This window comes from Polaromonas sp. P1_E3 (assembly GCF_056405935.1).
Genome location: NZ_JBFUBD010000012.1, coordinates 1 through 26,610, shown reverse-complemented (window position 1 = coordinate 26,610; position 26,610 = coordinate 1). Strand labels below are relative to the sequence as shown.

The 26,610-nt window shown below is 62.6% G+C and carries 25 protein-coding genes; 13 read left to right on the top strand and 12 right to left on the bottom strand.

Going from position 1 to position 26,610, the window contains the following annotated elements:
* Positions 1-24: 24 nt before the first annotated feature.
* On the top strand, positions 25-798 hold the full coding sequence (locus AC1D0Z_RS04150; RefSeq protein WP_477656982.1) for a hypothetical protein: 774 nt from the start codon (positions 25-27) through the stop codon (positions 796-798).
* A gap of 332 nt (positions 799-1,130) precedes the next feature.
* Here the strand turns inward: AC1D0Z_RS04150 and AC1D0Z_RS04145 are convergent, their stop codons facing one another.
* The 5 genes from AC1D0Z_RS04145 to AC1D0Z_RS04125 form a co-directional block, all read right to left on the bottom strand.
* A complete protein-coding gene (locus AC1D0Z_RS04145) occupies positions 1,131-1,871 on the bottom strand; it encodes an HAD-IB family hydrolase (protein WP_477656981.1) in 741 nt (246 codons plus the stop codon).
* Positions 1,805-3,343, bottom strand: coding sequence for an ArnT family glycosyltransferase (locus tag AC1D0Z_RS04140; RefSeq protein WP_477656980.1), 1,539 nt, complete (start codon positions 3,341-3,343; stop codon positions 1,805-1,807). Before AC1D0Z_RS04140 ends, AC1D0Z_RS04145 begins: the two co-directional genes overlap by 67 nt.
* Before the next feature lie 113 nt (positions 3,344-3,456).
* The gene (locus AC1D0Z_RS04135) at positions 3,457-4,407 is read right to left on the bottom strand and encodes a lysylphosphatidylglycerol synthase transmembrane domain-containing protein (protein WP_477656979.1); all 951 of its coding nucleotides are present in this window, start codon (positions 4,405-4,407) and stop codon (positions 3,457-3,459) included.
* On the bottom strand, positions 4,404-5,273 hold the full coding sequence (locus AC1D0Z_RS04130; protein ID WP_477656978.1) for a decaprenyl-phosphate phosphoribosyltransferase: 870 nt from the start codon (positions 5,271-5,273) through the stop codon (positions 4,404-4,406). The genes AC1D0Z_RS04135 and AC1D0Z_RS04130 overlap by 4 nt, the downstream gene beginning before the upstream one ends.
* A 91-nt stretch (positions 5,274-5,364) precedes the next feature.
* Complete coding sequence (locus AC1D0Z_RS04125) at positions 5,365-5,832, bottom strand: DUF4265 domain-containing protein (protein ID WP_477656977.1); 468 nt, start codon at positions 5,830-5,832, stop codon at positions 5,365-5,367.
* A gap of 176 nt (positions 5,833-6,008) precedes the next feature.
* Between AC1D0Z_RS04125 and argE the strand changes: the two genes are divergently transcribed.
* A complete protein-coding gene (gene argE / locus AC1D0Z_RS04120; protein WP_477656976.1) occupies positions 6,009-7,226 on the top strand; it encodes an acetylornithine deacetylase in 1,218 nt (405 codons plus the stop codon).
* Between the two features lie 181 nt (positions 7,227-7,407).
* Here argE and AC1D0Z_RS04115 read toward each other — a convergent pair whose 3' ends face one another.
* The gene (locus tag AC1D0Z_RS04115) at positions 7,408-8,562 is read right to left on the bottom strand and encodes an ABC transporter substrate-binding protein (RefSeq protein WP_477656975.1); all 1,155 of its coding nucleotides are present in this window, start codon (positions 8,560-8,562) and stop codon (positions 7,408-7,410) included.
* A gap of 170 nt (positions 8,563-8,732) precedes the next feature.
* Positions 8,733-9,884: an ABC transporter substrate-binding protein gene (locus tag AC1D0Z_RS04110; protein WP_477656974.1), complete on the bottom strand. Its 1,152-nt coding sequence runs from the start codon at positions 9,882-9,884 to the stop codon at positions 8,733-8,735.
* A 52-nt stretch (positions 9,885-9,936) separates the two neighbouring features.
* On the opposite strand from AC1D0Z_RS04110, the gene AC1D0Z_RS04105 reads away from it, so the two are divergent.
* The 4 genes from AC1D0Z_RS04105 to AC1D0Z_RS04090 are packed head-to-tail and all read left to right on the top strand — an operon-like array spanning position 9,937 to position 14,708.
* Complete coding sequence (locus AC1D0Z_RS04105; protein WP_477656973.1) at positions 9,937-12,066, top strand: molybdopterin-containing oxidoreductase family protein; 2,130 nt, start codon at positions 9,937-9,939, stop codon at positions 12,064-12,066.
* Between the two features lie 8 nt (positions 12,067-12,074).
* A complete protein-coding gene (locus tag AC1D0Z_RS04100) occupies positions 12,075-13,181 on the top strand; it encodes an aminopeptidase (RefSeq protein WP_477656972.1) in 1,107 nt (368 codons plus the stop codon).
* Entirely contained in the window at positions 13,174-13,512 is a 339-nt protein-coding gene (locus tag AC1D0Z_RS04095; protein ID WP_477656971.1) for a polyhydroxyalkanoic acid system family protein, read from the top strand. Before AC1D0Z_RS04100 ends, AC1D0Z_RS04095 begins: the two co-directional genes overlap by 8 nt.
* Positions 13,509-14,708, top strand: coding sequence for a CaiB/BaiF CoA transferase family protein (locus AC1D0Z_RS04090; protein WP_477656970.1), 1,200 nt, complete (start codon positions 13,509-13,511; stop codon positions 14,706-14,708). The genes AC1D0Z_RS04095 and AC1D0Z_RS04090 overlap by 4 nt, the downstream gene beginning before the upstream one ends.
* A gap of 39 nt (positions 14,709-14,747) precedes the next feature.
* Here AC1D0Z_RS04090 and AC1D0Z_RS04085 read toward each other — a convergent pair whose 3' ends face one another.
* Positions 14,748-15,002: an acyl-CoA-binding protein gene (locus AC1D0Z_RS04085; protein ID WP_477656969.1), complete on the bottom strand. Its 255-nt coding sequence runs from the start codon at positions 15,000-15,002 to the stop codon at positions 14,748-14,750.
* A 143-nt stretch (positions 15,003-15,145) separates the two neighbouring features.
* Here AC1D0Z_RS04085 and AC1D0Z_RS04080 point away from each other — a divergent pair, with 143 nt between their 5' ends.
* Positions 15,146-16,678 (top strand): wax ester/triacylglycerol synthase family O-acyltransferase, encoded by a 1,533-nt coding sequence (locus AC1D0Z_RS04080; RefSeq protein WP_477656968.1) that lies wholly within the window; start codon positions 15,146-15,148, stop codon positions 16,676-16,678.
* 207 nt (positions 16,679-16,885) lie between these two features.
* Here the strand turns inward: AC1D0Z_RS04080 and AC1D0Z_RS04075 are convergent, their stop codons facing one another.
* Together AC1D0Z_RS04075 and AC1D0Z_RS04070 are read right to left on the bottom strand one after the other, a co-directional pair.
* Complete coding sequence (locus AC1D0Z_RS04075) at positions 16,886-17,653, bottom strand: type III pantothenate kinase (RefSeq protein WP_477656967.1); 768 nt, start codon at positions 17,651-17,653, stop codon at positions 16,886-16,888.
* Positions 17,654-17,732: 79 nt separating this feature from the next.
* Positions 17,733-18,401: a helix-turn-helix transcriptional regulator gene (locus tag AC1D0Z_RS04070; protein WP_477656966.1), complete on the bottom strand. Its 669-nt coding sequence runs from the start codon at positions 18,399-18,401 to the stop codon at positions 17,733-17,735.
* A gap of 90 nt (positions 18,402-18,491) precedes the next feature.
* On the opposite strand from AC1D0Z_RS04070, the gene AC1D0Z_RS04065 reads away from it, so the two are divergent.
* Both AC1D0Z_RS04065 and AC1D0Z_RS04060 read left to right on the top strand, forming a co-directional pair.
* The gene (locus AC1D0Z_RS04065) at positions 18,492-19,793 is read left to right on the top strand and encodes a sensor histidine kinase (RefSeq protein WP_477656965.1); all 1,302 of its coding nucleotides are present in this window, start codon (positions 18,492-18,494) and stop codon (positions 19,791-19,793) included.
* A 47-nt stretch (positions 19,794-19,840) separates the two neighbouring features.
* Positions 19,841-20,827: a response regulator gene (locus AC1D0Z_RS04060; RefSeq protein ID WP_477656964.1), complete on the top strand. Its 987-nt coding sequence runs from the start codon at positions 19,841-19,843 to the stop codon at positions 20,825-20,827.
* 8 nt (positions 20,828-20,835) lie between these two features.
* Here AC1D0Z_RS04060 and cqsA read toward each other — a convergent pair whose 3' ends face one another.
* Together cqsA and AC1D0Z_RS04050 are read right to left on the bottom strand one after the other, a co-directional pair.
* Entirely contained in the window at positions 20,836-22,086 is a 1,251-nt protein-coding gene (gene cqsA / locus AC1D0Z_RS04055; RefSeq protein ID WP_477656963.1) for an alpha-hydroxyketone-type quorum-sensing autoinducer synthase, read from the bottom strand.
* A 222-nt stretch (positions 22,087-22,308) separates the two neighbouring features.
* Positions 22,309-22,752: a rhodanese-like domain-containing protein gene (locus tag AC1D0Z_RS04050; RefSeq protein ID WP_477656962.1), complete on the bottom strand. Its 444-nt coding sequence runs from the start codon at positions 22,750-22,752 to the stop codon at positions 22,309-22,311.
* Positions 22,753-22,943: 191 nt separating this feature from the next.
* Between AC1D0Z_RS04050 and AC1D0Z_RS04045 the strand changes: the two genes are divergently transcribed.
* The 4 genes from AC1D0Z_RS04045 to AC1D0Z_RS04030 all read left to right on the top strand — a co-directional run.
* Positions 22,944-23,828, top strand: a complete 885-nt coding sequence (locus AC1D0Z_RS04045; protein ID WP_477656961.1) for a PPK2 family polyphosphate kinase — start codon at positions 22,944-22,946, stop codon at positions 23,826-23,828.
* A gap of 152 nt (positions 23,829-23,980) precedes the next feature.
* Positions 23,981-25,096, top strand: coding sequence for a TRAP transporter substrate-binding protein (locus AC1D0Z_RS04040; protein WP_477656960.1), 1,116 nt, complete (start codon positions 23,981-23,983; stop codon positions 25,094-25,096).
* 74 nt (positions 25,097-25,170) lie between these two features.
* On the top strand, positions 25,171-25,791 hold the full coding sequence (locus tag AC1D0Z_RS04035; protein WP_477656959.1) for a TRAP transporter small permease subunit: 621 nt from the start codon (positions 25,171-25,173) through the stop codon (positions 25,789-25,791).
* Positions 25,788-26,610: TRAP transporter large permease subunit (locus AC1D0Z_RS04030; RefSeq protein ID WP_477656958.1), on the top strand; the 823-nt coding region annotated here is incomplete at its 3' end. The genes AC1D0Z_RS04035 and AC1D0Z_RS04030, both read left to right, overlap by 4 nt.

Here is a 26,610-nt window from a genome sequence, read left to right as displayed (position 1 = left end):
ATTTTTACCAAGGAGACAACAAAAATGGCCAAATGGACTGCCTTTCCCCACGCCGGCGACTACACATTTGATGCCGCCAGCCTGAAAAAGAGCTGGGCCCGCCTGCACCAGGGCGACTGCGAACCCCTGCCCAAGGATGCCGATGTATTGCAGGCCTGGGTGCTGTTTCACAACGGCGACTTCCAGAAGGCGGCAGAGGCCGGCATCAAGGCCGGCGGCAACGGCATCACCGTGGCCAACAAGGCCACCAGCATGTACGCCACCTACCTGGAAACCAAGGAAAAAGCCAAGCTGGACATGTTCATGGAAGTGGCCGCACGCGCCGAAGCCCAGCAAAAGGACGACCCGAAGAACGCCAACGCCTGGTACTGGCAGGCCTACGCGCTGGGCCGCTACAGCCAGGGCATCAGCGTGGCAAAGGCGCTGGCCCAGGGCCTGGGAACCAAGGTGAAGAATTCGCTGGAGCAGGCCATCAAGCTGTCGCCCAAGCACGCAGACGCCCACATCGCGCTGGCGGCCTTTCATGCCGAAGTGATCGACAAGGTGGGCTCGCTGATCGGCGGCATGACCTACGGCGCCAAAAAAGACATCGGTCTGGCGCTCTACAAGGACGCGCTCAAGCTGAACCCGGGCTCGGCCATCGGCATGATCGAATACGCCAACGGCTTGGTCATGCTGGAAGGCGACAAAAAAATGAAGGAAGCCACCAAGCTGTACGAGCAGGCCGCTGCAGCCAAGCCGCTGGATGCGACTGAGCGGCTGGATGTGGAGATGGCCAAGGCCGAACTCGAGGACTGAGCCGGCAACAGCCTTACCTCAACATTCCCGGCAGGGCCCGCGCGTCGCAAGGCGTGCGGGCCCTGCCCATTTTTGCTACTATTTTGATAGCTACTCGCGCACACCCCTATTGGGCTGGAGGGCAAATTGATGCCCAAAAACGGGCCAAAACGACCTTCAAACTGTGCTTTGGGGCCGTTTTGGCGATTTTCAGCGTCGCAAACAGGTTTTGAGGCATTTTTTGAGTGTCAAACAAGGCTGAAAGGCATACGGGTCGTGCGCTAGCAGCTATCAAAATAATAGCGACCGCGTGAACCTCCTGCGTCAGACGCCGACCCGGCCAATTCAAGCCCTCACACCCGCTGCGTTTCGTCCACCCAGGGCTTGCCGCGGTACCACGCATGCCGGGCCAGCCGCAGCATGGGCTTGTCGCCGGAGGTGTCGCCATAGGCATACAGCGTCACGCCACCCAGTCCTGTTTCCCCATAGCGCGCCAGCGCCCACGCCTGCAGGCGCAGAACCTTCTGTTCGCCATGGCAATTGGGGGTACTCATGCGACCAGTGAGGCGGCCGGTGAGACGTTCGCTCACGCTTTCGCCTACCACTTCCATCTCGGTGCAGAGCAGCGCGTCAAAGCCCAGCTGGCGCGCCACCACCTGCAGGTAGATATCAGGCGAGGCGCTGACCATCACGCAGCAATGCCCGGCCTCGCGGTGCCAGGCCAGGCGCGCCATGGCGTCTTCACGCAGCTGGCCGGGGAAATCGTGTGCCAGCCAGCGGGCCGTCCAGTCCTGCATCTCGGCCAGGCTGCGGCCGGCCAGCGTGGCCTGCATCAGCTTGCCTTTGGCGACGTGGTTGGGCACCAGGCGCAGCGCATAACCGGCCAGCCAGGGAAGGCAGCGCAACACGGCCCACAGAAAGCGCGGCCAGCCCAGGCCGCGTGCCAGGAACACCGTGAAGGTATCGCGCCGGGTCAGCGTGCCGTCGAAGTCAAAGGCGGCAACGACAGGGCCGGCCCCGGTAGCGCTCACCTCGGGCATCGCACCTGCCCGCAGTAGCGCACGCAGAACGGGCAGCCCGTCATGGGCAGCCACGAGGGAATGTTGAAGTAGCGCTTGAAAATCGTGCCCAGCACACCTTCGCGGTAGGCCTGGTATTTGAAGCCCGTGCCTTCGACCGCATAAAAAGGCACGCCGTCCTGCTCGAAGCTGAGCACACGCACCGACTCGAAGTAGGGCGCAAACTCTTCCAGCCTCGGCTTGTCGGCGACGATGACACGCACCGTCTTGCCCTGGTAGAGCGAAAAGTCGACCAGCATGTCGTCCTGGCGTGCATGGAACTTGCCGACGCCGAACACAGGCATGTATTCGCGGCGCTCAAACCCGAAAATCGACGCGGGCGTGTAGGCCTCACCCATCAGCACCACGCCCGGCGCGGTGACCTGCTGCAGCATTTCAGCGGTCTTGTAGCTGCGGATGATCTGCGGATAGAGCTTGGTCGTTTTCCAGGTATCCAGCGACGTCATGTACAGCCCGGCCACCACCAGCACATGCAGGCCGGCAAACACGGCCAGCCCTTTGGCGCAGGCCTTGAGCCTGTCAGCCGGCAAGGCAAACGCCAAAAATGCGAAGCCAAAAGGGTAAAACGACAGCACCCAGTGCAGGCCGATCACCTTCTTGCCTGACAGCAGCGCAAAGAACAGCAGCGGCACCACCACCAGGCAGGCCAGCAGGCGCTGGCTTCGTGCGGCGGCCATCAGCGCTTCACGGTAGCGCACAGCCATCCATACCGCCACAGGTGTGATCAGGTAGACCATCATGCCGACGTAGGTCAGCGGCTTGCGCCATTCGAACACCGCGTCTTCATTGCGGTTGTAGACGTTGAACATGATGTTCGACCAGCCGTGCGACATGTTGTAGGCGATGTTGATGGCCGGGCCAGGCAAGGCACACAGCACCAGCAGCGCAAAACCCGCGAGCCGTTCGCGCCGGTACAACACGAAGTAAACGAGATAGCTGAAGCCGAGCACCACCGAGAAGTACTTCGAAAGAAAGGCACAGCCCAGGAAGAGGCCTGACAGGGCGTAGAGCCCGTAGGCGGCACGGTCCAGCGCCGCACGTCGCTCGGCACGCATCAGGGCGGCCACCGAGAGCACCGACCAGAAGATCAGCGGGGTGTCAGTGGTGATCAGCACGTTGAGCCAGTTCAGCGGCGCGAGCCAGAAAAACAGCACCGCCCAGGCCGCGCGCACCTTGCCCGCCGGCTTGAGCGCCCACCAGAGCGCCGCGCCCAGCGCCAGCGGCAGCAGCACAATGGGCAAGCGAATGGACCAGAGGCTGTCGCCCAGCGTGGCGCGCATCAGCGCGATCAGCCAGCCCACCATCGGCGGGTGGTCGGAGTAGCCCCAGTCGGGGTACACACCCCACCAGTAGAAGAAGGCCTCGTCGCCGGTGACCGGAAACGTGACGGCAATCCACAAACGCAGCAGCAGTGACAGAAGACCGGCGGCGAGTAGCCAGCGGCTCAGCGAAACAGGAAAGGCGGCGGTGTCGTGGTACTGGGGCATGAAACTGGAAGCTGGGGGAGAAACGGTTTGGTTTGGCGTGTCAGCAGGAAGGGCGATCGGTATGGCGATGCTGCGCGCTACAGCGGAAGGCCGGGGAGGAAGGCCCGCACGGGCTAGCGAAAGCTGATTTCCTTGCGGATGGCCGCACTATAAAGCAAGGCCACCACGCCAATGGCCACGGCGAGCCACAGCGTCAGCAGCCGCACCAGCACCGTGATGGAAAGGGCCGCAGCCGGTGTAGCGCCTTGCGCCACCAGCAGGCCCGTCAGCACGGCCTCCGTGCCGCCCAGGCCGGCCGGCAGCGCCGACAATGCGCCGGCCACCATGGCCGCCGCGTAAAAGCCGGCGGCCGTCAGCAATTCAAGGTGCACATTCATGGCACGGCAGACCAGCCAGACCGCCAGCCCCTGCGCAGCCCAGGCCACCAGGGTCAGGCCAAACCAGAGCCAAGGGTGCACCGACAGGCAATGCCATGCTTCTTGCAGCCAGGCAAAACGCGCAAAGAGCCGTGCACGGTAAATAAAGAACAGCGCCGCAGCCATGACGGCCAACAGCGCACCAACCGCCAGCAAGCCCATCAGCCAGCCGCCCGACAACGGCATCGCACCATGGTTCAGGCCCCACAACATGGCCGGCAAACACAGCAGCAGCAGGCACAGCAGGTCGGCCAGGCGCTCGGCGCCGAAGATGGCCAGGCTCTGCGCCGCGCCCAGCGGCCGCTGCGCCAGCATCAGGCCGCGCACCGCTTCACCCACATTGCCCGGCGTGGGCGTGAAGGCATAACCGGCCAGGTAGAGCCTCAGCCCCTGCAGCCAGCCGAACTGGCGCCCGAAGTGAGCCATCCAGAGCCGCCAACGGAGGCCTCGCAGCAAATAGTTGAGCAGGCAAAGGCCTGCAGCTTGTACGCCCGTCCACGACCACAGCAGCGCGAGCGATGCCCTGGGGCTGTCACCCCAGATCAGCAGCACGGCCGCATAAGCCGTAGCCACCACGCCGAGCACCAGCAACAGCTGCTTGAACGGCAAGGTGCCGCGCGCGGGCGGCGGAGCGCCCCCGGGAATCACAGGCGGCGGCTCAGGAAGATAGCCAGCCAGAGCGCGCCGGCCGCCAGGATCCACGGGTCCCGCAGCATGTCGCGCGCCACGTCTTCGCCGCGGCCGCGGTGCACCTGGTAGGTGTAGCGCAGCATGCCGAAAATGACCACCGGCACGGTGTAGAGCAGCCGTTCGCCGTGCTGCAGTTGCGCCTCGGGGCTGGTGGCAAACAGGCTGTAGGTGGTGAGGGTGGCCGTCATGGTCGCGGCCATGAAGGTGTCGAGCAGGGCCGCCGGGTAGTGCGCCAGCACGGCGCGCTGGCTGGCTTCCTCATGAAAACTTTCAGCCTTGCGTTTGGAAAAACCCAGGAACAGCGCCACAAAAATACCGGTCAGCAGCAGCCAGCGCGAAGGCGGGATCCCCACCGCCACGGTGCCGGCCAGCAGGCGCAGCATGAAGCCCGAGGCAATGATGGACACGTCGACCACCGGCACCTGCTTGAGCCGCCACGAATAGGCCAGGTTGAGCACCGTGTACAGGCCCAGCAGCACCAGCAGCGTACGGTTGCCTGCAGCCAGCAGCAGCCCCGCCACCAGCAACAGGCCCGCCAGCACCAGCGCCACCGGCACGGCGACTGCGCCGCTGGCCAGCGGCCGGTGCCGCTTGGCGGGGTGCAGGGCGTCGCTTGCGCGGTCATGCCAGTCGTTGATGATGTAGACCATGCTCGAGAGGCAGCAGAACGCGGCAAAGGCGTAAAACACGCGCAGGTCCAGCGCACTGTCCTGCCAGTTCTGGCTGAACACCAGGCCGGCAAATACAAAGGCGTTTTTGAGCCATTGGTGCGGCCGCATGAGCCGGATCAATGCAGCCGGCGCCTCCCATACCCCTCTTGTCATTCGTAGCCCCTCAGCTTCCCAAGACTCGCGCTCTTAACCAAAAAGGCTCTCAGTTCGCAGGAATAGGCGATTATCCATTGCAGCATGGGCGTCACACGGCTTCCTTTGTTTCGCTTCCAGTCGCCTTGTGGCGTAGCGCCATCCAGGTAAATACCAGTGGAACTTCCTTCAAGGACTCGCGAAATGCGACTGCAACGCTCAGGCAGTCGACGCTTGGAGGAATCGTCACCAAAGCGAGCCGGTGATCGTTCAACAGGCTACTGCCAGCGCCCATCTGATCAGTCGCACGACACGCTTCGTACAACAGCTTTTTAGCCTCGCGATGCTTGCTATACGCCCTGAAGGACGAAAAGCCGCCCGCTTCGACCAGCCTGGCGAAGACAAGACCTGACTCGGCACTAACGCTTGCACTAACCCGGTCACCGTAGGCCAGATTCCGCACCAGAAACGAACTGTTCGTGACGCTGAAAGTTCCGTCCGGCAAGTCGACAGCATTGACGGTTTCCGAGTGAAACCGGATGTACGCGGGGACCTTGTCATTGACGATCAATATCTTCATGAGAATTGGCAATACCCAGGCAGGGTTCGTATCGAAGGGCCGCCTGTTTCAAACGGTGAGGAGGACGAAGATGCCATCGGGAAGGGAAATACCCCACGGGACCCCGCCGGAAGCGGGCTTCAAGCATAACTGACGGACAGGCAACGGACATTGCCGAATACGGCCAAAATGAAGCCATGTCTTTCGCACCCACCCCCACACTTTCATCCACCCTCGCTGCCACTCATTCCCTGCCCGCCGTCTCACCCTTCGCCCTGCAGTTGATCCAGACCCTGGTGCGCATGAACACGGTCAGCCATAACTCCAACCTCGAGCTGATCCACTTCGTACGCGACGAGCTGCAAAAACTCGGCGTGGCCAGCCGCATCACCACCAATGCCGGCAAAACCAAGGCCAACCTGTTTGCCACGCTGGGCGACGGCAAGCCGGCCGGCATCATTCTTTCAGGCCACACCGACACCGTGCCCTGGGACGGCCAGGACTGGACGCTGGACCCGTTGTCGGCCACGGTCAGCGATGGCAGGCTGTACGGCCGCGGCAGCTGTGACATGAAGGGTTTTATCGGTCTGGCCCTGGCCCATGCCGGGGATTTTTTGAACAGCCAGGCGCCTTTTGCGGTGCACCTGGCATTGAGCTACGACGAGGAAGTCGGCTGCTTGGGCGTGCGGGAGCTGATAGCCGACATGAAAGACGCGGGCATTGCACCGCTGGCCTGCATCATTGGCGAGCCGACCAGCATGGTGCCGGCTACCGCGCACAAGGGCGTGTACCGCTACAAATGCTGTGTGCGCGGCAAGGAGGCGCATTCCTCGCTCACGCCGCAGTCGGTCAACGCCATCGAGATGGCGGCGCGTGTCGTCGGCAAGCTGCGCGACATGGCCGAAGGTTTTGAAGCGAACGAGCCGCGCTATGAAGGCTTCGACGTGCCTTTCAGCACGGCCAGCGTCGGGCAGTTCCATGGCGGCATCGCCGACAACGTGGTGCCGCGCGACGCGGAGTTCCGCTACGAGTTCCGCAACCTGCCCACGGCGGATGCGACCCTTATGCAAAAAGAGCTTGTAGCCTATACAGAACGTGCGCAACCAGCTATGAAAAAGATAGCGCCCGAGGCCGGCTTCAGCTTTGAGACGATTTGTGAAGTGCCGGCCTTCCTCGGCTCCGCCGGCGACACGGTGACGCAACTGGCGCAGCGCCTGGCCGGCGCGAAAGAGACCACGCTGGTCGCCTTCGGCACCGAAGCGGGCATTTTCAAGAGCGCCGGTATTCCCACCGTGGTGTGCGGCCCCGGCAGCATCAACCAGGCGCACCAGCCGGACGAATTTGTGAGCCTGGAGCAGCTCGCGCGATGCGAGGCGTTCATGGAAGGCCTGGCGAACACCAGCGAGCTTCGCTAGAGGCGGGCTTTTGCGCAGGCCATCGCGGAACCGGCTTTGCCGGGCCGCAGGTGGCGCCTCCTTGGGGGCTGAGAGCCGCGGCTCCAAGCCTGCCTGCGCAGGCTTGGACGGCTCCGAAGAGCCGTCGCCTCAGGCGGCGGTGCGGGGCGGCCGCAAGGCCGCTTCGGGGGGAGTCAGTACTTCAAGTCCTGATTCGGCCGTCGCCCGTCAGCATCGACATCTCCACAAAGTGGGACGCCACGTGGTCGGTCGGCGAGAACGATACGGAGAACCCGCCCACCGACTGGGTGCCGATGGCTTCCATGCCGGAAATCAGCGACTCGCGGCTCATCTTGGCGCCGCCGCGCTTGAGGCCGTCCACCAGGATCCTGGCGGCCACATAGCCTTCCATGCTGGAGAAATTGACCTTTGCATCCTTGCCGGCCGCCTTCACCGCTTCGGTAAACTCGCGCACAATCGGCCGCGCGCCGTTGTAGGGTGAAGGCATGACCTGCGATACCACCACACCCGCGCCGTCCTTGCCCAGCTCGTCGGCCAGCGCCTGCGTGCCGACAAACGACACGTTGTAGAACGTGCCGCCGTAGCCAGCCTTGCGGGCTTCGCGAATGAAAGCTGCGCAGGCCTTGTAAGCGCCGATCTGCACCACTGCGTCGGGCCCTGCGGCCACCAGCGTGGTGACGGCCTTGGCCACGTCTACCGTGTTGCGCTCGACCGTTGCCTGTGCCACGGGCTTGAGGTTCTGCGCACCCAGGGCCAGCACAACGCCGTCCAGCCCGGCCTTGCCGTAAGCGTCGTTCTGGTAGAACACGGCGATTTTCTTCAGCCCCAGGGCGGTCAGCTGTTTGACGATGAGGCCGGTTTCGTCGTTGTAGGACGCGCGCACGTGAAAAGCGTATTTGTTGAAGGGGTCACGCAAGGCCATGGCACCGGTAAACGGCGCGATGAACGGGACTTTGTCTTTGGTGGCCATCGGCAGGGCGACGATGCTGGTGGGCGTGCCGATATAGCCAAACAGTGCAAACACGTCGTCGTCGATCAGCTTGCGGGTGTTTTCGGCGCAACGGGCTGGCTCATAGCCGTCGTCGAGGTTGCGGATCTCAATCAGGCGCTTGTTGACGCCGCCCTGTTCGTTGACCTGGTCGAAGTACACCTTCGCACCCTGGTAGAACTGGATGCCCAGCTGCGCGGCAGGGCCGGTGAAAGGCGCCGACTGGCCCAGGATGATCTTGTCGTTCTGCGCATGGGCCAGGTTGAAGCCGGCAAGCATGGATGCGCCTGCGACCACAGAGAATTTTCTGCGGCTGAGTGTGGGGGTAGATGTGGTTATGGAGGTCATGGCCTGATTTTCGCAACCCACCTTACAGTTTGTTTACCCGTAAGGTAATAGAAGGCAACCCCGTGACATCAATCACCGTTGGGAGCGGAATTAAGCCGCACCAGCGTTGTTTTAGGCCCTAAATTCAGGAAACTGCCACCTTTTGCCGCGAATTGGCCTCGTATTGGCGCCTATTCGCGCACCCGTCCGGTGCCATCAATCAGGCTGAGTTCCACCAGTTTGGAGCCCACGCGGTCGCCGTCAAAATGCACCCGAAAGCCGCCGAGGTTCAGCTCCTGCATGGTGTCGAGTGCCTTGCGTAGTTTGGCGCGCGTGGGGTCCTTGCCGGCCTTGCGCAACGCTTCAACGTACGTCCAGGCAGCAATGTAGCCTTCAAGCATGTACACATTGGGTTTGCCGAGTTTTGCCGCTGCAGCATCGGTCTGCAGCTCACGGACCAGCACGCTCTTGGCGTTGTCTGATTTGGGTGTGACGCGCACCACCACCACACCGGCGCCCGCCGCACCCAGTTGCTCGGCCAGCAGGCTTTCGCCGGTAGTGGAAAAGCCATAGATAGGCCCGCGAAAGCCTTTGGCGCGCAAGTCGCGTATCGCACCGGCGGCGCCGGCAGCATCACTGATCACGAGGATCGATTCCGGTTTTTTCGCCAGCACCTGGTCAACGCTGGTGGCCACATTGCCGCCGGCCAGGGCCGACTTGGCGACCAGGTTGGCACCCAGCCCGCCCATGGTGCGCTCGGCCGAGTCGAGCGCCGCCAGCGATTCGGCATCCTTGCCGTGCAGGATGGCCAGCTTGCGCATGCCCAGCGTTTCGGCGTGCCGCGTGATCACGGCCGCCTCTTCCGAATAGCCGGGCCGGACGGAATAGACATTCGGGTAGAGCGAGCCGCGCAGCTCGTCGGCGCCGGCCATGGGCGCGAACAGCAGGATGTCGGTGTCTTTCAGCAACGGATTGACGGCCGTAACCTGCGGGGAGCCGTAGTAGCCGAACAGCGAAAACACCTTCTGGTCCAGCAGCTTGCGGGTATTGGCCGCTGCGGTCTCGGGGTTCCCCGCATCATCCAGCGTGGTCAGTTCGATCTTGCGGCCGTTGACGCCGCCGCCGGCATTGACGTGGTCGAAGTAAAGGCGCGCGCCTTGCGCGAACGGCACAGCCAGCGTGCTGCCGGGTCCGGTCATGGCCAAAGATTGGCCTAGCGTGACCGCGGTTTTGCTGATGCCGTCCTCGGCATACACCCCCGGCGCCATCAGGGCGGCCAGTGCCGCTACCATGGTGATCCTGGCCAGCGCGCGGAATGACTGCATTCCTGTTTTTGTTGTCATGTTGTCTCCTCATCCCCGGGGGCCGGTATGGCTGCCAATATAAAGTTGAACCATGAGCAATACCATCAGCATCTCCCCTATAGCCAAGGCCAAACCTGACACTGGGCTGAAGCCTGGCGCCGTGCAGGTGTTGGGCGCCTGTCCGCACGACTGCCCCGACACCTGTTCATTGCTGACTACTGTGGAAGACGGTGTGGCCACCCGCGTGCAGGGCAACCCGGACCACCCGCATACCGGCGGCGTGCTGTGCAACAAGGTCTCGCGCTACACCGAACGCACCTACCATCCGGAGCGCTTGCTGAGCCCGCTCAAGCGCAGCGGCCCGAAAGGCAGCGGACAGTTCGAGCCCGTGAGCTGGGAGGCGGCGCTGGCCGACATTGCGGCCCGCCTCAAGCCCATCGCCGCACGCAACCCTGAAGCCATCGTGCCCTACAGCTATGCCGGCACCATGGGCCAGGTGCAGGGCGAGAGCATGGCGGGCCGCTTCTTTCACCAGCTGGGGGCCTCGTTGCTGGACCGCACCATCTGCGCTTCGGCGGGCGGCGAAGGCCTGACGCAAACACTGGGCGGAAAGGTCGGCATGCGGGTGGAGTTTTTTGCCGAATCGAAACTCATCATCATCTGGGGCAGCAACTCCATCGGCAGCAACCTGCACTTCTGGCGTTATGCACAGCAGGCCAAAAGAGACGGCGCCAAACTTGTGTGCATTGACCCGCGCAAAAGCGAAACCGCCGAGAAATGCCATGAGCACATCGCCTTGCTGCCCGGCACCGACGCCGCGCTGGCGCTGGCGCTGATGCATGAACTGATCACCCACGACTGGCTCGACCACGACTACATCGCGCAGCACACGCTGGGCTGGCAAAGCCCGGACGGCGGGCTGCGCGAACGCGCGCTGCAGTGGCCGCCTGAACGCGCAGCACAGGTGTGCGGTGTGCCCGTGGAACAGATTCGCTCCTTGGCCCGCGACTATGGCGAATGCTTTGTCAACAAGCAACCCGCTGCGATCCGGCTGAACTACGGCATGCAGCGCGTGCACGGCGGAGGCAACGCGGCGCGCGCCGTCGCCTGCCTGCCGGCGCTGACGGGCGCATGGCGGCACCGGGCCGGCGGCGTGCTTCTCAGCAGCTCGGGCTTGTTCCCCGTCGACAAGGCCGCGCTGCAACGCCCCGACCTGCTGCGAGGCCGCCAGCCGCGCACCATCAACATGAGCACCATCGGCAACGCCCTGCTGGAACCCGCGTCGCCGCAGTTCGGCCCGAAGATCGAGGCGCTGATCGTCTACAACAGCAACCCGGTGGCAGTGGCACCGGAATCCGGAAAAGTGGTTCAGGGCTTTGCGCGCGAAGACCTCTTCACTGTGGTGCTTGAGCACTTCCAGACCGACACGGCCGACTACGCCGACTACATCCTGCCGGCCACCACACAGCTGGAGCACTGGGATGTGCATGCGTCCTACGGCCACACCGATGCGTTGCTGAACCGCCCCGCCGTTGCACCGATGGGCCAGGCCAAACCCAATACGCAGATTTTTCGCGAACTGGCTGCCCACATGGGTTTTACCGACCCCTGCTTTGCCGAGAGCGACGAGTCGCTGTGCCGCGCGGCCTATGGCGACAAGGTGGACTTCCGGCAGTTGCAGGACAAAGGTTTTTCCACCCTCAAGCTGCCCGACGCGCCGTTTGCCGAAGGCAACTTCCCCACGCCATCGGGCCGCTGCGAGTTCTACAGCGCACGGCTGGCGGCGACAGGCGCCGACGGACTGCCCGGCCATGTGCCCAACCATGAAGCGTCCGGCACCGACGACCGGTTCCCGCTGGCCATGATCTCGCCGCCGGCACGCAACTTTCTCAACTCCAGTTTTGTCAATGTGAAAAGCCTGCGCGACATCGAAACCGAACCGGTGCTGGAAATCCACGCGGACGACGCAGCCGCGCGCGGTATCACCACGGGCGCCGTCGTCAGGGTGTTCAACCAGCGCGGTGAATACCGCGTCAAGGCCGAGGTCTCCGCGCGGGCACGCCCCGGCGTGGTCAACGGCCTGGGCATCTGGTGGCGCAAGCTGGGCCTGGACGGCACCAACGTGAACCAGCTCACCAGCCAGCACCTCACCGACATGGGCCGCGGCCCCGTCTTCTACGATTGCCTGGTGCAGGTGCAGCGCGAAGCCGAGCCTGCCTGAGCCGCACAGTGACCCGAGCCCGCGCCCTGACACTGACCGGCCTCGGTGCAGCACTGGCTGCAGCCGCGCTGTGCCTCACGGGTTGCGCTGACCTCAGTTATTACTGGCAGTCTGTCAGCGGCCACATGCAGATGCTGAACGCGGCCCGGCCGGTAAGCGACTGGCTCGGTGATGCGCAGACATCGACCTCGTTGAAAAGCCGGCTGGAACTGTCGCAGCGCATCCGCAGCTTTGCGGTGGCCGAGTTGAAACTGCCGGACAACGCCAGCTACCGCCGCTATGCTGACCTGCACCGCAGCGCCGTGGTGTGGAACGTCGTAGCGGCGCCGGCGTTTTCGCTGACGCTCAAGACCTGGTGCTTCCCGGTCACGGGCTGTGTCGGCTACCGCGGTTACTTCAACGAGGCTGACGCGCGCGCCGAAGCGGCGCGGCTCAAGGCCGAAGGCCTGGAAGCCAGCGTTTATGGCGTGCCCGCCTATTCCACCCTGGGCTGGATGAACTGGGCCGGCGGCGACCCTTTGCTCAACACCTTCATCGGCTACCCGGAAGGCGAACTGGCGCGGCTGATCTTCCACGAGCTGTCGCACCAGGTGGTGTTTGCGCCGGGCGACACGATGTTCAATGAATCATTCGCCACCGCCGTCGAGCGCCTGGGCATCGAGCGCTGGCTGGCCACGCAGGCGGGCGATGACGCACGCAAGGCCTACGCGGTGTTCGACGGCCGGCGCCGGCAGTTCCGGGCGCTGGCGCTGGCCACGCGCCGCGAACTGGCCGCCATTTATGATCAAAAAGATGCTGCAGACCAATCAGGACGAGCGCAAGCAGCTATCAAAATAATAGCATACCAGCGCTTTCGCGACGCCTATGCCGGACTGAAGGCATCATGGGGCGGCTTTGCCGGTTACGACCTGTGGGTAGCGAACGCCAACAATGCCTCGTTTGGGGCACAGGCCGCGTACGACGAACTGGTGCCAGGCTTTGAAGCATTGTTCGAACGCGAGGGCCGTGACTGGCAACGGTTTTATGATGCAGTGAAAAAGCTGGCCCGCCTACCCAAGGACGAGCGGCACAAGGCGCTTCAAATTCACAACAATACGGAGACTTCCAATGGCTGACATCCAGATCCAGCGCGAACACACCCTGGGCCTTGCCGAGGCGCGCAAGATCGCCTTCAAGTGGGCCGAGCAGGCCGAAGAAAAGTTCGACATGGAATGCACTTACGAAGAGGGCAAGGACGAAGACCTGGTCAGCTTTACCCGTTCCGGTGTCAGCGGCACGCTGGCAGTCACCAAAGACCGCTTCGAACTCCAGGCCAAACTGGGTTTTCTGCTCGGCGCGTTCAAGGACCGGATCGAGGAGGAAATCGTGAAAAACCTGGACACCCTGATCGCCAGGAAGCCCGCGGCGAAAAAAGTTGCCGCGAAAAAGAAGCCTGCGACGAAATGACCGCCTCTTCGGGTCCCTTGACCGGCCTGAAAGTGGTGGAGCTGGGCCAGCTCATTGCCGGGCCATTTGCCGCCAAGACACTCGCCGACTTTGGCGCCGACGTCATCAAGATCGAAGCTCCCCGTAGCGGCGATCCGCTGCGCAAATGGCGGCTGCTGAAAGATGGCACCTCGGTCTGGTGGCAAGTCCAGTCGCGCAACAAGCGCTCGGTGGCGCTTGATTTGCGCCAGGCCGAAGCGCAGCACATCGTGCGCAAGCTCGCACTGGACGCCGACGTGCTGATTGAAAACTTCCGCCCCGGCGCGATGGAAGGCTGGGGCCTGGGACCTGATGAATTGCTGGCCCTCAATCCCCGGCTCATCATGCTGCGCATCAGCGGTTACGGCCAGACCGGGCCCTACCGCGACCGCCCGGGTTTTGGCGTGGTGGCCGAAGCCATGAGCGGCCTGCGCCACCTGACCGGCGAGCCCGGCCGCGTGCCGGTGCGCGTTGGCGTCAGCATAGGCGACACGTTGGCCGCGCTGCACGGCGTGATCGGCATCCTGCTGGCGCTGCAGCACCGCCATGCCTCGGGTAAAGGTCAGGTCGTTGATGTGGCGCTGTACGAGGCTGTCTTCAATTGCATGGAAAGCCTGCTGCCCGAATACAGCGCTTTCGGCACAGTGCGCGGCCCGGCCGGCAGCGCACTGCCCGGCATTGCCCCCAGCAACGCCTACCGCTGTAAGGATGATGGTTACGCCCTGATCGCTGGCAACGGCGACAGCATTTTCAAACGCCTGATGACGGTGATGAACCGCCAGGACCTCGCCACCGATCCAGCCCTGGCAGACAACGCCGGCCGCGTGGCACGCGTGCAGGAAATTGACGCCGCAATTGGGCAATGGACGGCGGGATTGACGGTGGAGGAAGTGCTGGCAGCGCTGGAATCCGCCGAAGTACCCGCAGGAAAAATCTACACCGTGGCCGACATCGCCGCCGACCCGCACTACGCCGCGCGCGGCATGCTGCAAAAAGTGCGCATGGACGACGGCACCGACCTGGCCGTGCCGGGCTTTGTGCCCAAGCTCTCAGCCACCCCTGGCAGCCAGAGGCGTAATGCGCCTGCGCTCGGCCAGGATACTGATGCGGTGCTGCGTGAGGTCGGGTTGACGGAGGTGCAGATCAGTGCGCTGAGGGAACGCGGTGTTGTGGGGTAAGAGATCGAGCGCTACGTTGACAAACTGCCCAAGAGCAAATCAGCTCAGCGACTCAATCAGATCCACATACTGCTGCATCGCATCATCCTGCGACGTGCCCTTGAGGTTGTTCCAGGCATCCCACTTGGCGCGGGCGACCATGTCACCGAAGCCGGGCTTTTTCTCGGCGTTGTCGCCGATGCTGCCCTGCTTGTAGAGCGCGTAAATCTTCAGCAGCGTGGCGTTGTCAGGTCGCTCGCTGAGGTTTTTCGAATCGGCCATGGCTTTGTCGAAGGCGGCTTTCAGGTCTGACATGTGGAATCTCCGTTTTTAGAAGTGGGTCACCAATGAGGCGGCTTGGGGTAACTGCCCGGTATCTTAGCGAGGCCGTTGCTTGCAAAATAGGGAACTTACCCCATCCGGGGTAAGTTCGCATCAGTTTCGCATCGGGAGTGCTCATGGTTACACGCGTTACCGCTCAGGCCGCAGGCCGCAAAGTGGCAAAAAACGTCCAGAAGAACGTCAAGCGGGCCGTCTCGGGAACCCTGGGCATTTCAGGGGAACGCATGAGCAAGGTCGACACGGCCTGGCTGCGCATGGACAACGATGCCAACCTCATGATGATTGTGGGCGTATGGCAACTGGCGCCGGGTGTGAAGCACGCTGCAGTGTGCGAACGCATTGAAAACAGCCTCCTCAAGTACGACCGCTTCAAGCAGCGCGTGATGGAAGATGCCGTCGGCGCGACCTGGGTGATGGACCGCAACTTCGACCTGGCCAACCACGTCGTGCCCGAGAAGTTGCCCAAATCGGCGAACCAGGAACAGGCCCTGCAGGACCGTGTGGCCGTGCTGGCCACCCAGCGGCTGGACCCAAAACGTCCGCTGTGGCAAATCCATTTGATCGAGGATTACACCGGGCCCGACGGCGTCAAGGGAAGCGCCATGATCGTGCGCATCCACCATTGCATCGCGGACGGCATTGCCCTGATCTCGGTGACCATGTCGCTGGTCGACGGCGGCACGCCGCCGCCGGAGCGGCGCAAAAAGGCGGCCGCGGCTGCCGGGACGGAAGACTGGATCGCCGACACCCTGCTCAAGCCTTTTACCGACATCACCGTCAAGGCACTGGGCGCCGTGGGCGAAGGCGCAGCGCGTTCGCTGGGCATGCTCGGGGATCCCAAAAAAGGCGTGGAAGACGGCATGCATGGCTCCATGGACATGGCCAGGGTGCTGATGCAGGTGCTCAAGGATGGCGCCGCGTTGGCCCTGATGCCCGACGACTCGAAAACCCGCCTCAAGGGCAAGCCCGGCGGCGCCAAAAAAGTAGCCTGGTGCCAGCCGATTCCGCTGGACGAGGTCAAGGCGGTTGGCAAGGCACTCAACTGCTCGATCAACGACGTGTTGCTCAGCTGCGTGGCCGGGGCATTGGGTGAGTATTTGAAATCATTCGGCGACGATGTGGCGGGTCAGGAAATTCGCGCCATGGTGCCGGTCAACCTGCGCCCCATGGACCAGGCGCACAAGCTGGGCAACCGCTTCGGCCTGGTGCCGCTGGTGCTGCCCATTGGCGTAGACAACCCCATCGAGCGCGTGTACGAAGTGCGCCGGCGCATGGCCGCGCTCAAGGGCAGCTACCAGCCGCTGCTGGCCTTCAGCCTGCTGGCAGTGGCGGGCTTGTTGATCAAGCCCGCGCAGGACGTGATGCTCAACCTCTTCGCCAAGAAGACCACGGCGGTCATGACCAACGTGCCGGGCCCGCGCGAAAAGCTCAAGTTTTGCGGATCCACGCTGGAGCAAAGCCTGTTCTGGGTGCCGCAGTCGGGCGATGTGGGCCTGGGCGTGTCCATCCTGAGCTATGGCGGCGGCGTGCAGTTTGGCGTGATCACCGACAGCACGCTGTGCCCGGAACCGCAGCGCATCATCGACGAGTTCGTGCCGGAATTCGCCAAGCTGTCCATCGTGACGCTGATGCTCCCCTGGGGAGAGTGAATAACACACCCCTGTTGAAGCTCACTTCGTGTAGCTTCCTCTCCCCTTGCAGGGGACAGGCGCCTTGCGGCCGGCGAAGCCGGACCGCGGCCCCCGCTTGAAGGGGCCAAGGCGTTCATGCCATACCGCTATGAAATTGATAGCTGTCGGCCAAGGCACCACATTGGCTAGAGGCCGAAAATTCTTAAAGATCTGAGGCCGTAGATGTCATGCCGCAAAGCGACGCGACGCAATCGCCAGCAGGCCATCAAAAATCAGGCTGTCCACCAGCTCAAACTTCACAGACATGCTGGGCGCCATCTTCCAGCCGGCGCCGCCGGTCATGATGCATTCAGGTGTCTCACCGCAGTGGCGGGCGACGTTTTCCACCATGCGGTGTATCGCACCGGCAATGGCGAAAGTGCCGCCGCTGGTCAGCGCATCGCTGGTATTGGTGGGAAAGTCACGCACCTCGCCGGTGGGCACGTGCAGGCCCGCCGTGCCGGACTCGAGCGCGCGCAGCATGATGCCGTGGCCTGGAAGAATGAAGCCGCCCAGGAATTTTCCGGAAGCGTCGATCGCCTCGACCGTGACGGCAGTCCCCACCATGACGACCACGCAAGGCTTGTTGATGCCGCGCGCCAGCAGCCGGTGACGCGCACCGATGATGGCCACCCATCGGTCTGCGCCAAGCCTTGCCGGGTGGTCATAGCCGTTGGTGACGCCGGCCTCCTGCGGGCTGGAAACCACCCAGTGCGGCGCTACGTCCCAGAGCTCCATCTGTTCAGCCACGCGCCGCTTGATGGCGTCGCCGGCGACGATGCAGCCGAGGATGCGCGAAGGCGGCTGCATGCCGCCCCACTCTTCTTCGGCCAGCTTGTCGATGTTTTCCAGAAACACCGCGCCCTGCGCCAGCAACTTGGCCCCGGGCACAGGGGACTCGTACTGGGCCCATTTCAGGCGGGTGTTACCCACGTCAAGCGCTAGAAAGGTCATTTGGCGGATTATGAACAGGTTTGACGCGCACCTGCACGCGCAGGCCTACAGGTTTTCCAGTAGACACGGCAAGGAGCGCTCAGATCAGCCCGAACCAGCACGCACGCTGGATGGCGGCCAGCTTGTTGTCGACTTTGAGCTTGGTCATGGCATTGGAGAGGTGAAAGTTCACCGTGCGTTCGCTGCAGGCCAGCAACTCGCCGGTTTCGCGTGCCGTCATCCCCTGGAAGGCCAGGCTCAGGCATTCGAGTTCGCGCGGGCTCAGCGGGCTGCGCGCTTCGGCCAGCGCACGCTTGAGCAGCGGCCAGATGTTGAGGGCGGACCAGGCCAGCAAAGCGGCCTCGCTGCGGTCATGCCACTGGCGCGGGCTGAAGAGGTAGCATTCAAAGGCCCGCCCCACAGTCAATGGAAAGGCAATCCGCACCACACTCTGGTAACCGTGGGCCAGCCACAGCCGGCGCCAGCGGCTCAGGTTTTCGAACGCGGACTTTGAAATATCCTGCCAGGCCACCAGGGGCGCATCGGAATCCCGCCAGGGGGCGCCGAAGTCCCGGCTTTCGGCCAGCGCCTCGGCGGCCTCGAGCAGGCGCGGCGGATGGATGGCCAGCACCAGGCGGTCTTCCTGCCCTCCGAACGGATCAGGGCCGAGCACCATGAGCGCCTCGACAGAAAACTCGCGCAGGGCGCACAGCCAGTCGCTGATGACGCCGTCCAGGCTGACGCTGTCAAAGTTGGCAGGTAGCAGCATTAGCTTGACGAAAGAAGAACCAGGACAATACAGTCAAATGTCATATGCATCATCAGTCAAGTTCCCGGTTGTGCTGGAGAAGTTCTTAAAGTGAGGAGCGCCCGCTTTCACGCGTGGCTTGCGCGGCGCCCCCTGCTTCAGTGGCTGCGCGAGGAATTGATCCTTGCGCCCCTGGAGCCCATTTTGCATCCATCGCCGCGGCGCCTGTGGTGGCTGGGCCTTTCTTTTTTTTCGGGCAACGCATTGTTTGCCTGGATCTGGTCGGTCTGGCTGCCGCAACCCTATGAAAACCTGCCGTTGCGCGTCGTGGCCAGCGTGCTGGGCTACAGCCTGATGACCAAACGCGTCAACCACGATCCCGCAAGCCGGTTGGCGCAGAGGGTGTTTGGCGTGGTGTTCTGGCTCGAACTGCCGGTCCTTTTCAGCTGGATGTACCTGTGCAACGGCGGCAATACCGTGTGGCTGGCCACCCTGGCTGCCATGGTGCTGATTTACTACCACGTCACCGACTGGCGCCTGGCCACCCTGGGCACCATCACCGGGGGGGCGCTGGCCTGGATCATGTTCCTGTATGTGGGGCCGGCGGTTCCCGCGCTGTCCGAAGAGCAGCGCACCGTACACGCGGTGGTTTTTGCATTTGCCTGGTCGATCGCGCTGGTGCTCAACCTTTCTTCGGCCAACCTGCGGCGTGAACAGCTTTCCAGCACGCTCACCACCATCGGCATCATGGCGCATGAACTGCGCACGCCGCTGTCGACAGCGGCCCTGCTGGGCGATGCCATCCAGCTCGAAGTGCAACGTCAGCCCGACAACCCACGGGCATTGCAGCTGGACAAACTGGCACTGCGCCTTCATGCGCTGGTCCGGAACATGAACCACCAGATCGACACGCAAATCGCAAATGCCAAGCTGCTGCAACTGCCCCGTCATACCGAACAGGTCATGGCAGGCAGATTGGTCCAGGATGTCGTGGCAGCGTATCCCTACCAGTCGAGCCGCCAGCGCGAATGCGTACGGGTGCTTGTTCATGAAGATTTCACCTTCCGTTCTTCCGCCACGCAGTTTTCCCAGGTGCTCGACAACCTGATCAAGAACGCACTGCATTCCCTGATGGCGGCCGACTCGAAATACCCGCACGGCGCGCTGCGCATCGAGGTTGGCCGGGCACAGGCTCGTGGCCGCATTATGGTTGCCGATGAGGGCATGGGAATAGACGCCGCCCTGGTGCCGCAAATTTTCAAGCCGTTCTTCTCGAGCAACCGTGGCACGGGACACGGCCTGGGCCTGGCCTTTTGCCAGCAAGTGGTACAAAGCGCAGGTGGCACCATTCATGTGAAATCGGAGTTTGCCGTGGGAGCCGCATTTACCATTGAGCTGCCGATTGCGGCCTGATAGCCTTGCTCATGACTGCTTTTGACAACCCGCGCTAGACTGACAACATGTCCTTTGCACTCTACCGCCGTCCCGGAGGCGTGGTTTTCCTGGATGACGACCCCGATTACCTCGAAATGCTCGCGGAAGTCATGCCGCTGGATTGGTATGTGCGCCTGTTCCTGCGCCCGGTTGCATGCATAGACCTGCTGCTGCAGGAGCCTGCGCGCTGGGAGGCGGATGCCTGGCGCCAGCAGGAGATCATCAACCGCTGGCGCGAGGGAGCGGCCCTGATCCCGCAACTGCTTCAATACTGGCGTGAAGACGGCGCGACGCGCTTTGCGCTGACCCAGGTCTGTGTGGTCGACTATTCCATGCCGGCCATGAGCGGGCTGCGGGTGTTGAGCGAGCTCACCGGCTGGTCGGGCTCGCGGGTTTTGCTGACTGGCCGGGCCGACGAGCAACTCGCTGTCTCGGCCTTCAACCGCGGCCTGATCGAGCAATTCATACCCAAGCAATCCCCGGAAATCCGGCTGCGCCTGACTGACGCCGTGCAAGCGCTGCTGCGGCAGCCCGACCCCCGACACCAGCAGACCTGGCGGGCGACGCTGTCCCGCGCGCAGCATACGCTGTTGTGCGACCCATCCGTCGCGCAGGAACTGGAAAACCTGGCACTGCGGCAAGGCTGGATCGAGCATGTGGTGATCGGTGCGCCCTTTGGCGTGCTGGCCCTTGACCGTAAAGGCAGCGTCAGCTGGCTGCAGCTGGAACCTGCCGGGAACCTGCCAGAGCTTGCCGAAATGGCGGCATCGCAAGGTTGGGATGCCGCGACCGTACAGGACGTGGCGGCAGGCAGGAAACTCATCGACCTGGAACTGCAGCTGGCGCTGGGCGCCGGCCACAAGCCCCAGCCGCGCCAGGCATTCGCCATTGCGTCCGGGCCAGCCGCGCTCCATGCGGCGCTTTTTACCGTCGGCGAGCCTTTTAACCCCGGCTTCATGAGCAGCCACGAGCGATTTATTGCCACCTCGGGTGAAAGGCACCTGCAGGACTGACGGCAGCATCAAGCCTCCTGGCCGGCCCGCGCGCGCCGGGCAATCGGCCAGTCCCACGGTTTCACGATAGGCGCAATCTCGCGTGCGACCGCCTCCACGTGGTCCAGTTCCGAGTCCATCAGGCCGGCGTTGAGGGTCAAGCGCATCATGGCGCGCTTGCTGCTGGTGGCAGGCGCGCAGAACATCGACGAAAACACGTTGCGCTCCTCCAGCCGGTCCCGAAGCACCATGGTGTCGCACTCCAGCCCGACCTCCAGCGCGATGATCTGCTGGCTCCCCTGATGGATGGGATAGCCCAACTCGGTCAAGGCAGACCGCAGCCGGCGCGTGTGGGCATGAAGCCGCATGCGTGCGTCGTCGCTGTCGCGGATCACCTCCAGCGTGGCCGCAAGGCCGGCGATCTCATGCGGCAACAGGCTGGAGCTGAAAATGTTGGGAAAACTTGAACAGAGGATGTAATAACGCATGTGCGCCGGCGCGGTAAAAAACCCGGCCCTGCCCGCGAAAGCCTTGGCCAGGCTCGCGGTGATGAAGTGCACGCGGCTGGTGAGACCCAACTCGGCGCACAGCCCGGCCCCTTCGGGGCCGTGGGTGCCCAATGAATGTGATTCGTCCACCAGGATCATGCAGCCGTGCTGCTCGGCCACATCGACAATTTCGCCCAAAGGGCAGATGGCGCCCGTGGTGCTATAGACGGAATCAACGACCACGATGCCTGGTCCGTTTTTGGCGATCATCCTGGCGAGGTGAACCGGATCGTTGTGGCGAAAGGCAAAGGCTGGAGCGCGCGCTGCATGGGCCCCTTCCCAAAGCGATGCATGGGCCAGCGTATCGAGGTACACGGGCGTCTCGGCATCGGCAATCGCCTGCAGCAGGCCGACATTGGCGGCGTAGCCGGATTGGCAAATGAACCCGTCGTCCTTGCCGACCCAGGAGGCCAGAGCCAGCTCCAGCGCATGCGTGGGATGCTGGTTCAGGTGAAAAACCCCGGACTGCACGACAAACTCTTGTTCCTTGCGCAAGGCTTCCACCTGGGCACGGACAATGTGCGGATGACCCGTTACGCTGAGGTAATCGTTCCCGTCCAGACGGATGGCGTTGGAGTCGGGCGTTTTGCCGTGGAGCATGAACTTCCCGCCCCACTGCTGGTTCCAGCGCGGCGTGAAGTCCCGGGAGATGCGCTGGCACAGCCGTGTCCCCAGGGCGGGGTTGGGAAAATACGCAGTATCAGGAGAAAGTTTGCGTTCGAGTACTTGCATGAGGGGGCTCCGTTTAAAAAGGGGAACCCCATTGAAAGCGCTCAAACAAATTGATACTTCTCACCCCCTGTCAGAATTAACAGGGGGTACATCAATACACCAAATTCGCGACCTCATGGTGTGAACTATTCACCTCATTTTGATGAAGTCCAACCGCCATTTGCTTACAAATTCAAGTTACCAAAAGTAGATGCGACGGGCCAAACGCGGGTTGCCGTCATCTCAACCCTGCTTCCAGGGTAATCCCCGAAAACGCCATCCCCCCTTGCGGCCGCGCTGCCCCTGCTCGTCAGCATCGCCTTCGAAACCTTCGAGGATGTTGTAAGCCTCGACGCCCAGCTCGGTAGCACGTTTGGCCGCCGCGACCGAGCGCACGCCGCTGCGGCACAACAGTACGGCCTTCTTGCCGGCAGGCACTGCAGCCTTCAGACCTTCGTCAAACCCCGCATTGATCGCCATGCCTGGCCATTGCTTCCACGCAAGGGGTATTGCGCCGGGCACGTAACCTACCCACTCACGTTCAGCGTCGGTGCGGACATCCACCAGCACTGCCTCGCCTGACTGCATCCATTCAAAAGCCAGTGGTGCAGAAACGTCGCCGGCATAACCCGAAGCAGGCTGGACACCCGCCGGTGCTGAAGTGTTTGGAGAGGTGTTTTTTTTCATGGTGAGACTCCCGGTTCAGGTATTGATCAACAGCGATCTCAGGCCCCCCGCATGCATGGCAGACCCGGAGTGCGCAGATCAAGTTTATCCCCCGGAGGCGCCCCGCACGCGGGTGAGGCCATAGGCAGCAGAGGCCTTCGCGCATGGCCAGGCATGCACAATCACCTATCAATGAACTGCAGGAGACCGGGATGCCCCGCAATGCCGACACACCTTTACAAATAAAACCGCCTGGCAAGGCACGCGCCAAGATTCTTGCCAAAGCTGCAGCCGCCTGGCAACCGTCACCGACCAGGCCCGGGAAATTTTCTCTCGCCAGCCTCGACCCGGCCGCCAAACCGTTTTCAACAGGAGACAAGGCGCGCGACAAAGCGGCGGTCGAAGCGCTGGCGGCAGATATCGACGAACTGCAAAACCTTTTTTACGCGGACAAGCGCTACAAGCTCCTCGTGGTTCTCCAGGGCACCGACACATCCGGCAAGGACGGAACAATGCGCGGCGTTTTCGGACGGATCAGCCCACTGGGGGTACGAACCGTCAGCTGGAAGGCACCGACGGAAGACGAACGTGCGCATGACTATCTGTGGCGAATCCACCAGCAGATGCCTGGCACGGGGGAAGTCGTGATTTTCAACCGCAGCCACTACGAAGACGTGCTGGTGCCGCCTGTCAACGGATGGATCACAGCCGCACAAACGGCACAGCGATTCCGGCAGATCAATGACTTTGAACGCATGCTGTCGGAAACCGGCACCGTGATCCTCAAGTTCATGCTGCACATCAGTTCTGACGAGCAGCGGCAGCGGCTGCAGGAGCGGCTGGACGATCCCGCCAAACACTGGAAATTCAGTGAGGGCGATCTGGAGGTTCGCAAGCAGTGGCCGCAGTACCAGAAGGCCTACGCCGAGTTGCTTCGCGCTACGAGCACGCCTTGGGCACCCTGGACCGTCGTGCCCTCCGACTCCAAGACGCACCGCAATTTGATGATTGCAACCCTTGTCCGGGCCAGGCTTCTGGCGCTGAAGCTGCGGTTTCCACCGGGCGATCCCGCGCTGAAAAAGTTCAAAGTCGCCTGATTCCACGAAAGCGGATTCCTGAACACGGCGCAAAACAGTTTCACCCTGAGAAGAGCTAATGAACCTTTGGCGTTGGTGGAAACCCTCTTTGTAAGCTTTGGGCAAGGCGGAATGATGAGTGTTCTTATCTTTTTCAAACAAAGGAGACAGTCATGACCGAGAGCAAAAGCCCCCGCAGGCGCGGCCTTCTAAAAGGTGCTGCGGTTGCAGCCGGCGCCCTGTCCGCCCCCATGGTTGCCATGGCGCAGACAACGTCCTTTCGTTTTCAGAGCACCTGGCCGGCAAAGGACATCTTCCATGAATACGCCAACGACTTCGCGAAGAAGGTCAATGACATGGCCGGCGGCCGCCTGAAAATTGAAGTGCTGCCTTCGGGCGCCGTGGTGCCGGCGTTCCAGTTGCTCGAAGCCGTGAACAAAGGTACGCTGGACGGCGGCCATGGTGTGGTGGCCTACCACTATGGCAAGAATTCGGCGCTGGCCCTGTGGGGTTCGGGCCCGGCTTACGGCATGAACGCCAACATGGTGCTGTCCTGGCATGAGTACGGCGGCGGCAAAGCCCTGCTGGAAGAAATCTACAAGTCCATCAACATGGACGTCGTTTCCTTCCTGTACGGCCCAATGCAGGTGCAGCCGCTGGGCTGGTTCAAGAAGCCGATCGCCGGCGTTGCGCAGCTAAAGGGCCTCAAGTACCGTACGGTCGGTCTGGCCGTCGATGTATTTAACGAGCTGGGCGCCGCCGTCAATCCGTTGCCGGGTGGCGAAATCGTCCCCGCGCTTGACCGGGGCCTGATCGATGCGGCCGAGTTCAACAATGCCTCCTCCGACCGCGTGCTGGGCTTTCCTGACGTGGCCAAAAACTGCATGCTTCAGAGCTTCCACCAGTCGGGCGAACAGTTCGAGATCCTGTTCAACAAGACCAAGTACAACGCCCTGCCGGCCGAACTCAAGTCCATCATCACCTACGGTGTGCAGGCCGCCAGCGCCGACATGAGCTGGAAGGCGATCGACCGCAATTCCAGCGACTATGTTGAACTGAAGAAAGCGAAGGTCAACTTCTACAAGACGCCGGACGCCATCCTGAAGGCCCAACTGGATGCGTGGGACAAGGTCATCGGCAAGAAGGCCGGCGAAAACCCGCTGTTCAAGAAGGTGCTGGATTCGCAGCGCGCTTTCGCGGAACGCGCTGTCGCCTGGGACAACGACTACAACACCAACTTCCGCATGGCGTACGACCGCTACTTCGGCAAGGGCGCCAAGAAAGCCTGATGGCGGCTTGACGGGCTGGGGCGGCTGCCTGAACGGGACGGCCGCCCTTTTCTTTGGATTTGGGGATACATAACATGCAAAAACTCTTGCTGGCGGTAGACCGGCTGTCCACCTGGATAGGGCAGTTGTTCGCCTGGTCGATCGTCGTGCTGACGCTGGCCATTTCCTGGGAAGTCTTCTCGCGCTATGTGCTGGGAAAACCGCACGGCTGGATGCTGGACGCACAGATCATGATGTACGGCATCCTGTTCATGATGGCCGGCGGCTACACACTGTCCAAGAATGGCCACGTGCGTGGCGATGTGCTCTACGGATTTTTCCGCCCACGCACACAGGCTTCGGTGGACCTGGCCTTGTACATCCTGTTTTTCCTGCCGGGCGTGGTCGCGCTGACCTGGGCCGGCTGGAATTACTTCACCGATTCGCTGGCCATCCGCGAGCAGACTTTCAATGCGGATCCGATTCCGCTGTATCCCTTCAAGTTCTTCATTCCTTTCGCCGGCCTCATCCTGCTGATGCAGGGGCTGGTGGAAATCGCCCGCTGCGTGATCTGCATCCGCCAGGGCTTCTGGCCTTCCCGGGGGGAGGACGTCGAGGAAGTGGACGTGGACAAACTCAAGGCGATGGTCAACGTCAGGGATGAAGACATCCAGGCGCTCGACAAGTACGTCGCCAGAGAAGGAGCCCCCCAATGAAAATCCGCAAGGAACTCTGGTTCGGCTTCAGCCTGATGGCGCTGATCGTTGTGGCCGCCATTTACATGCTCTTCGCCGTGCCGGTCATCGAGCGCGGGCACATTGGCCTGCTGATGCTTTCGCTGGTGGTCGTGGCCATCATGCTGGGATTTCCCACCGCCTTCACGCTGATGGGAATGGGCATGATCTTCACGTGGCTGGCCTACGAGCGCAACACCACACACACACTGGACCTGATGGTGCAGGCCGCGTTCAAGACCATGAGCAACGACGTGCTCATCTCGATTCCGCTGTTCGTCTTCATGGGCTATCTTGTGGAGCGTGCCAACCTGATCGAAAAGCTGTTCCGCAGCCTGCACCTTGCGATGTCGCGCTTGCCCGGAGCGCTGGCCGTGGCCACGTTGGTGACCTGTGCCATCTTCGCGACGGCGACCGGCATCGTGGGCGCCGTCGTGACACTGATGGGTCTGCTGGCTCTGCCGGCCATGCTGCGCGCGGGTTACAGCGTGCAGATGTCGGCCGGCGCCATCACGGCCGGCGGTTGCCTGGGCATCCTGATCCCGCCTTCGGTGCTGCTGATCGTCTATGGCGCAACCGCAGGCGTTTCCGTCGTGCAGCTGTATGCCGGTGCATTCTTCCCTGGCCTGATGCTGGCAGGACTGTACATCCTTTACGTGATCATCATCGCCAAGCTCCGGCCTTCGATGGCGCCGCCGCTGTCGCCGCAAGACCGTTATGTGCCCTTGCCGCCGATGTCCGAGAAAATCGCGCCCACACATGCCAGCCTGGCGCTCCCCACGCTACTCAGGGCGTTAAAAG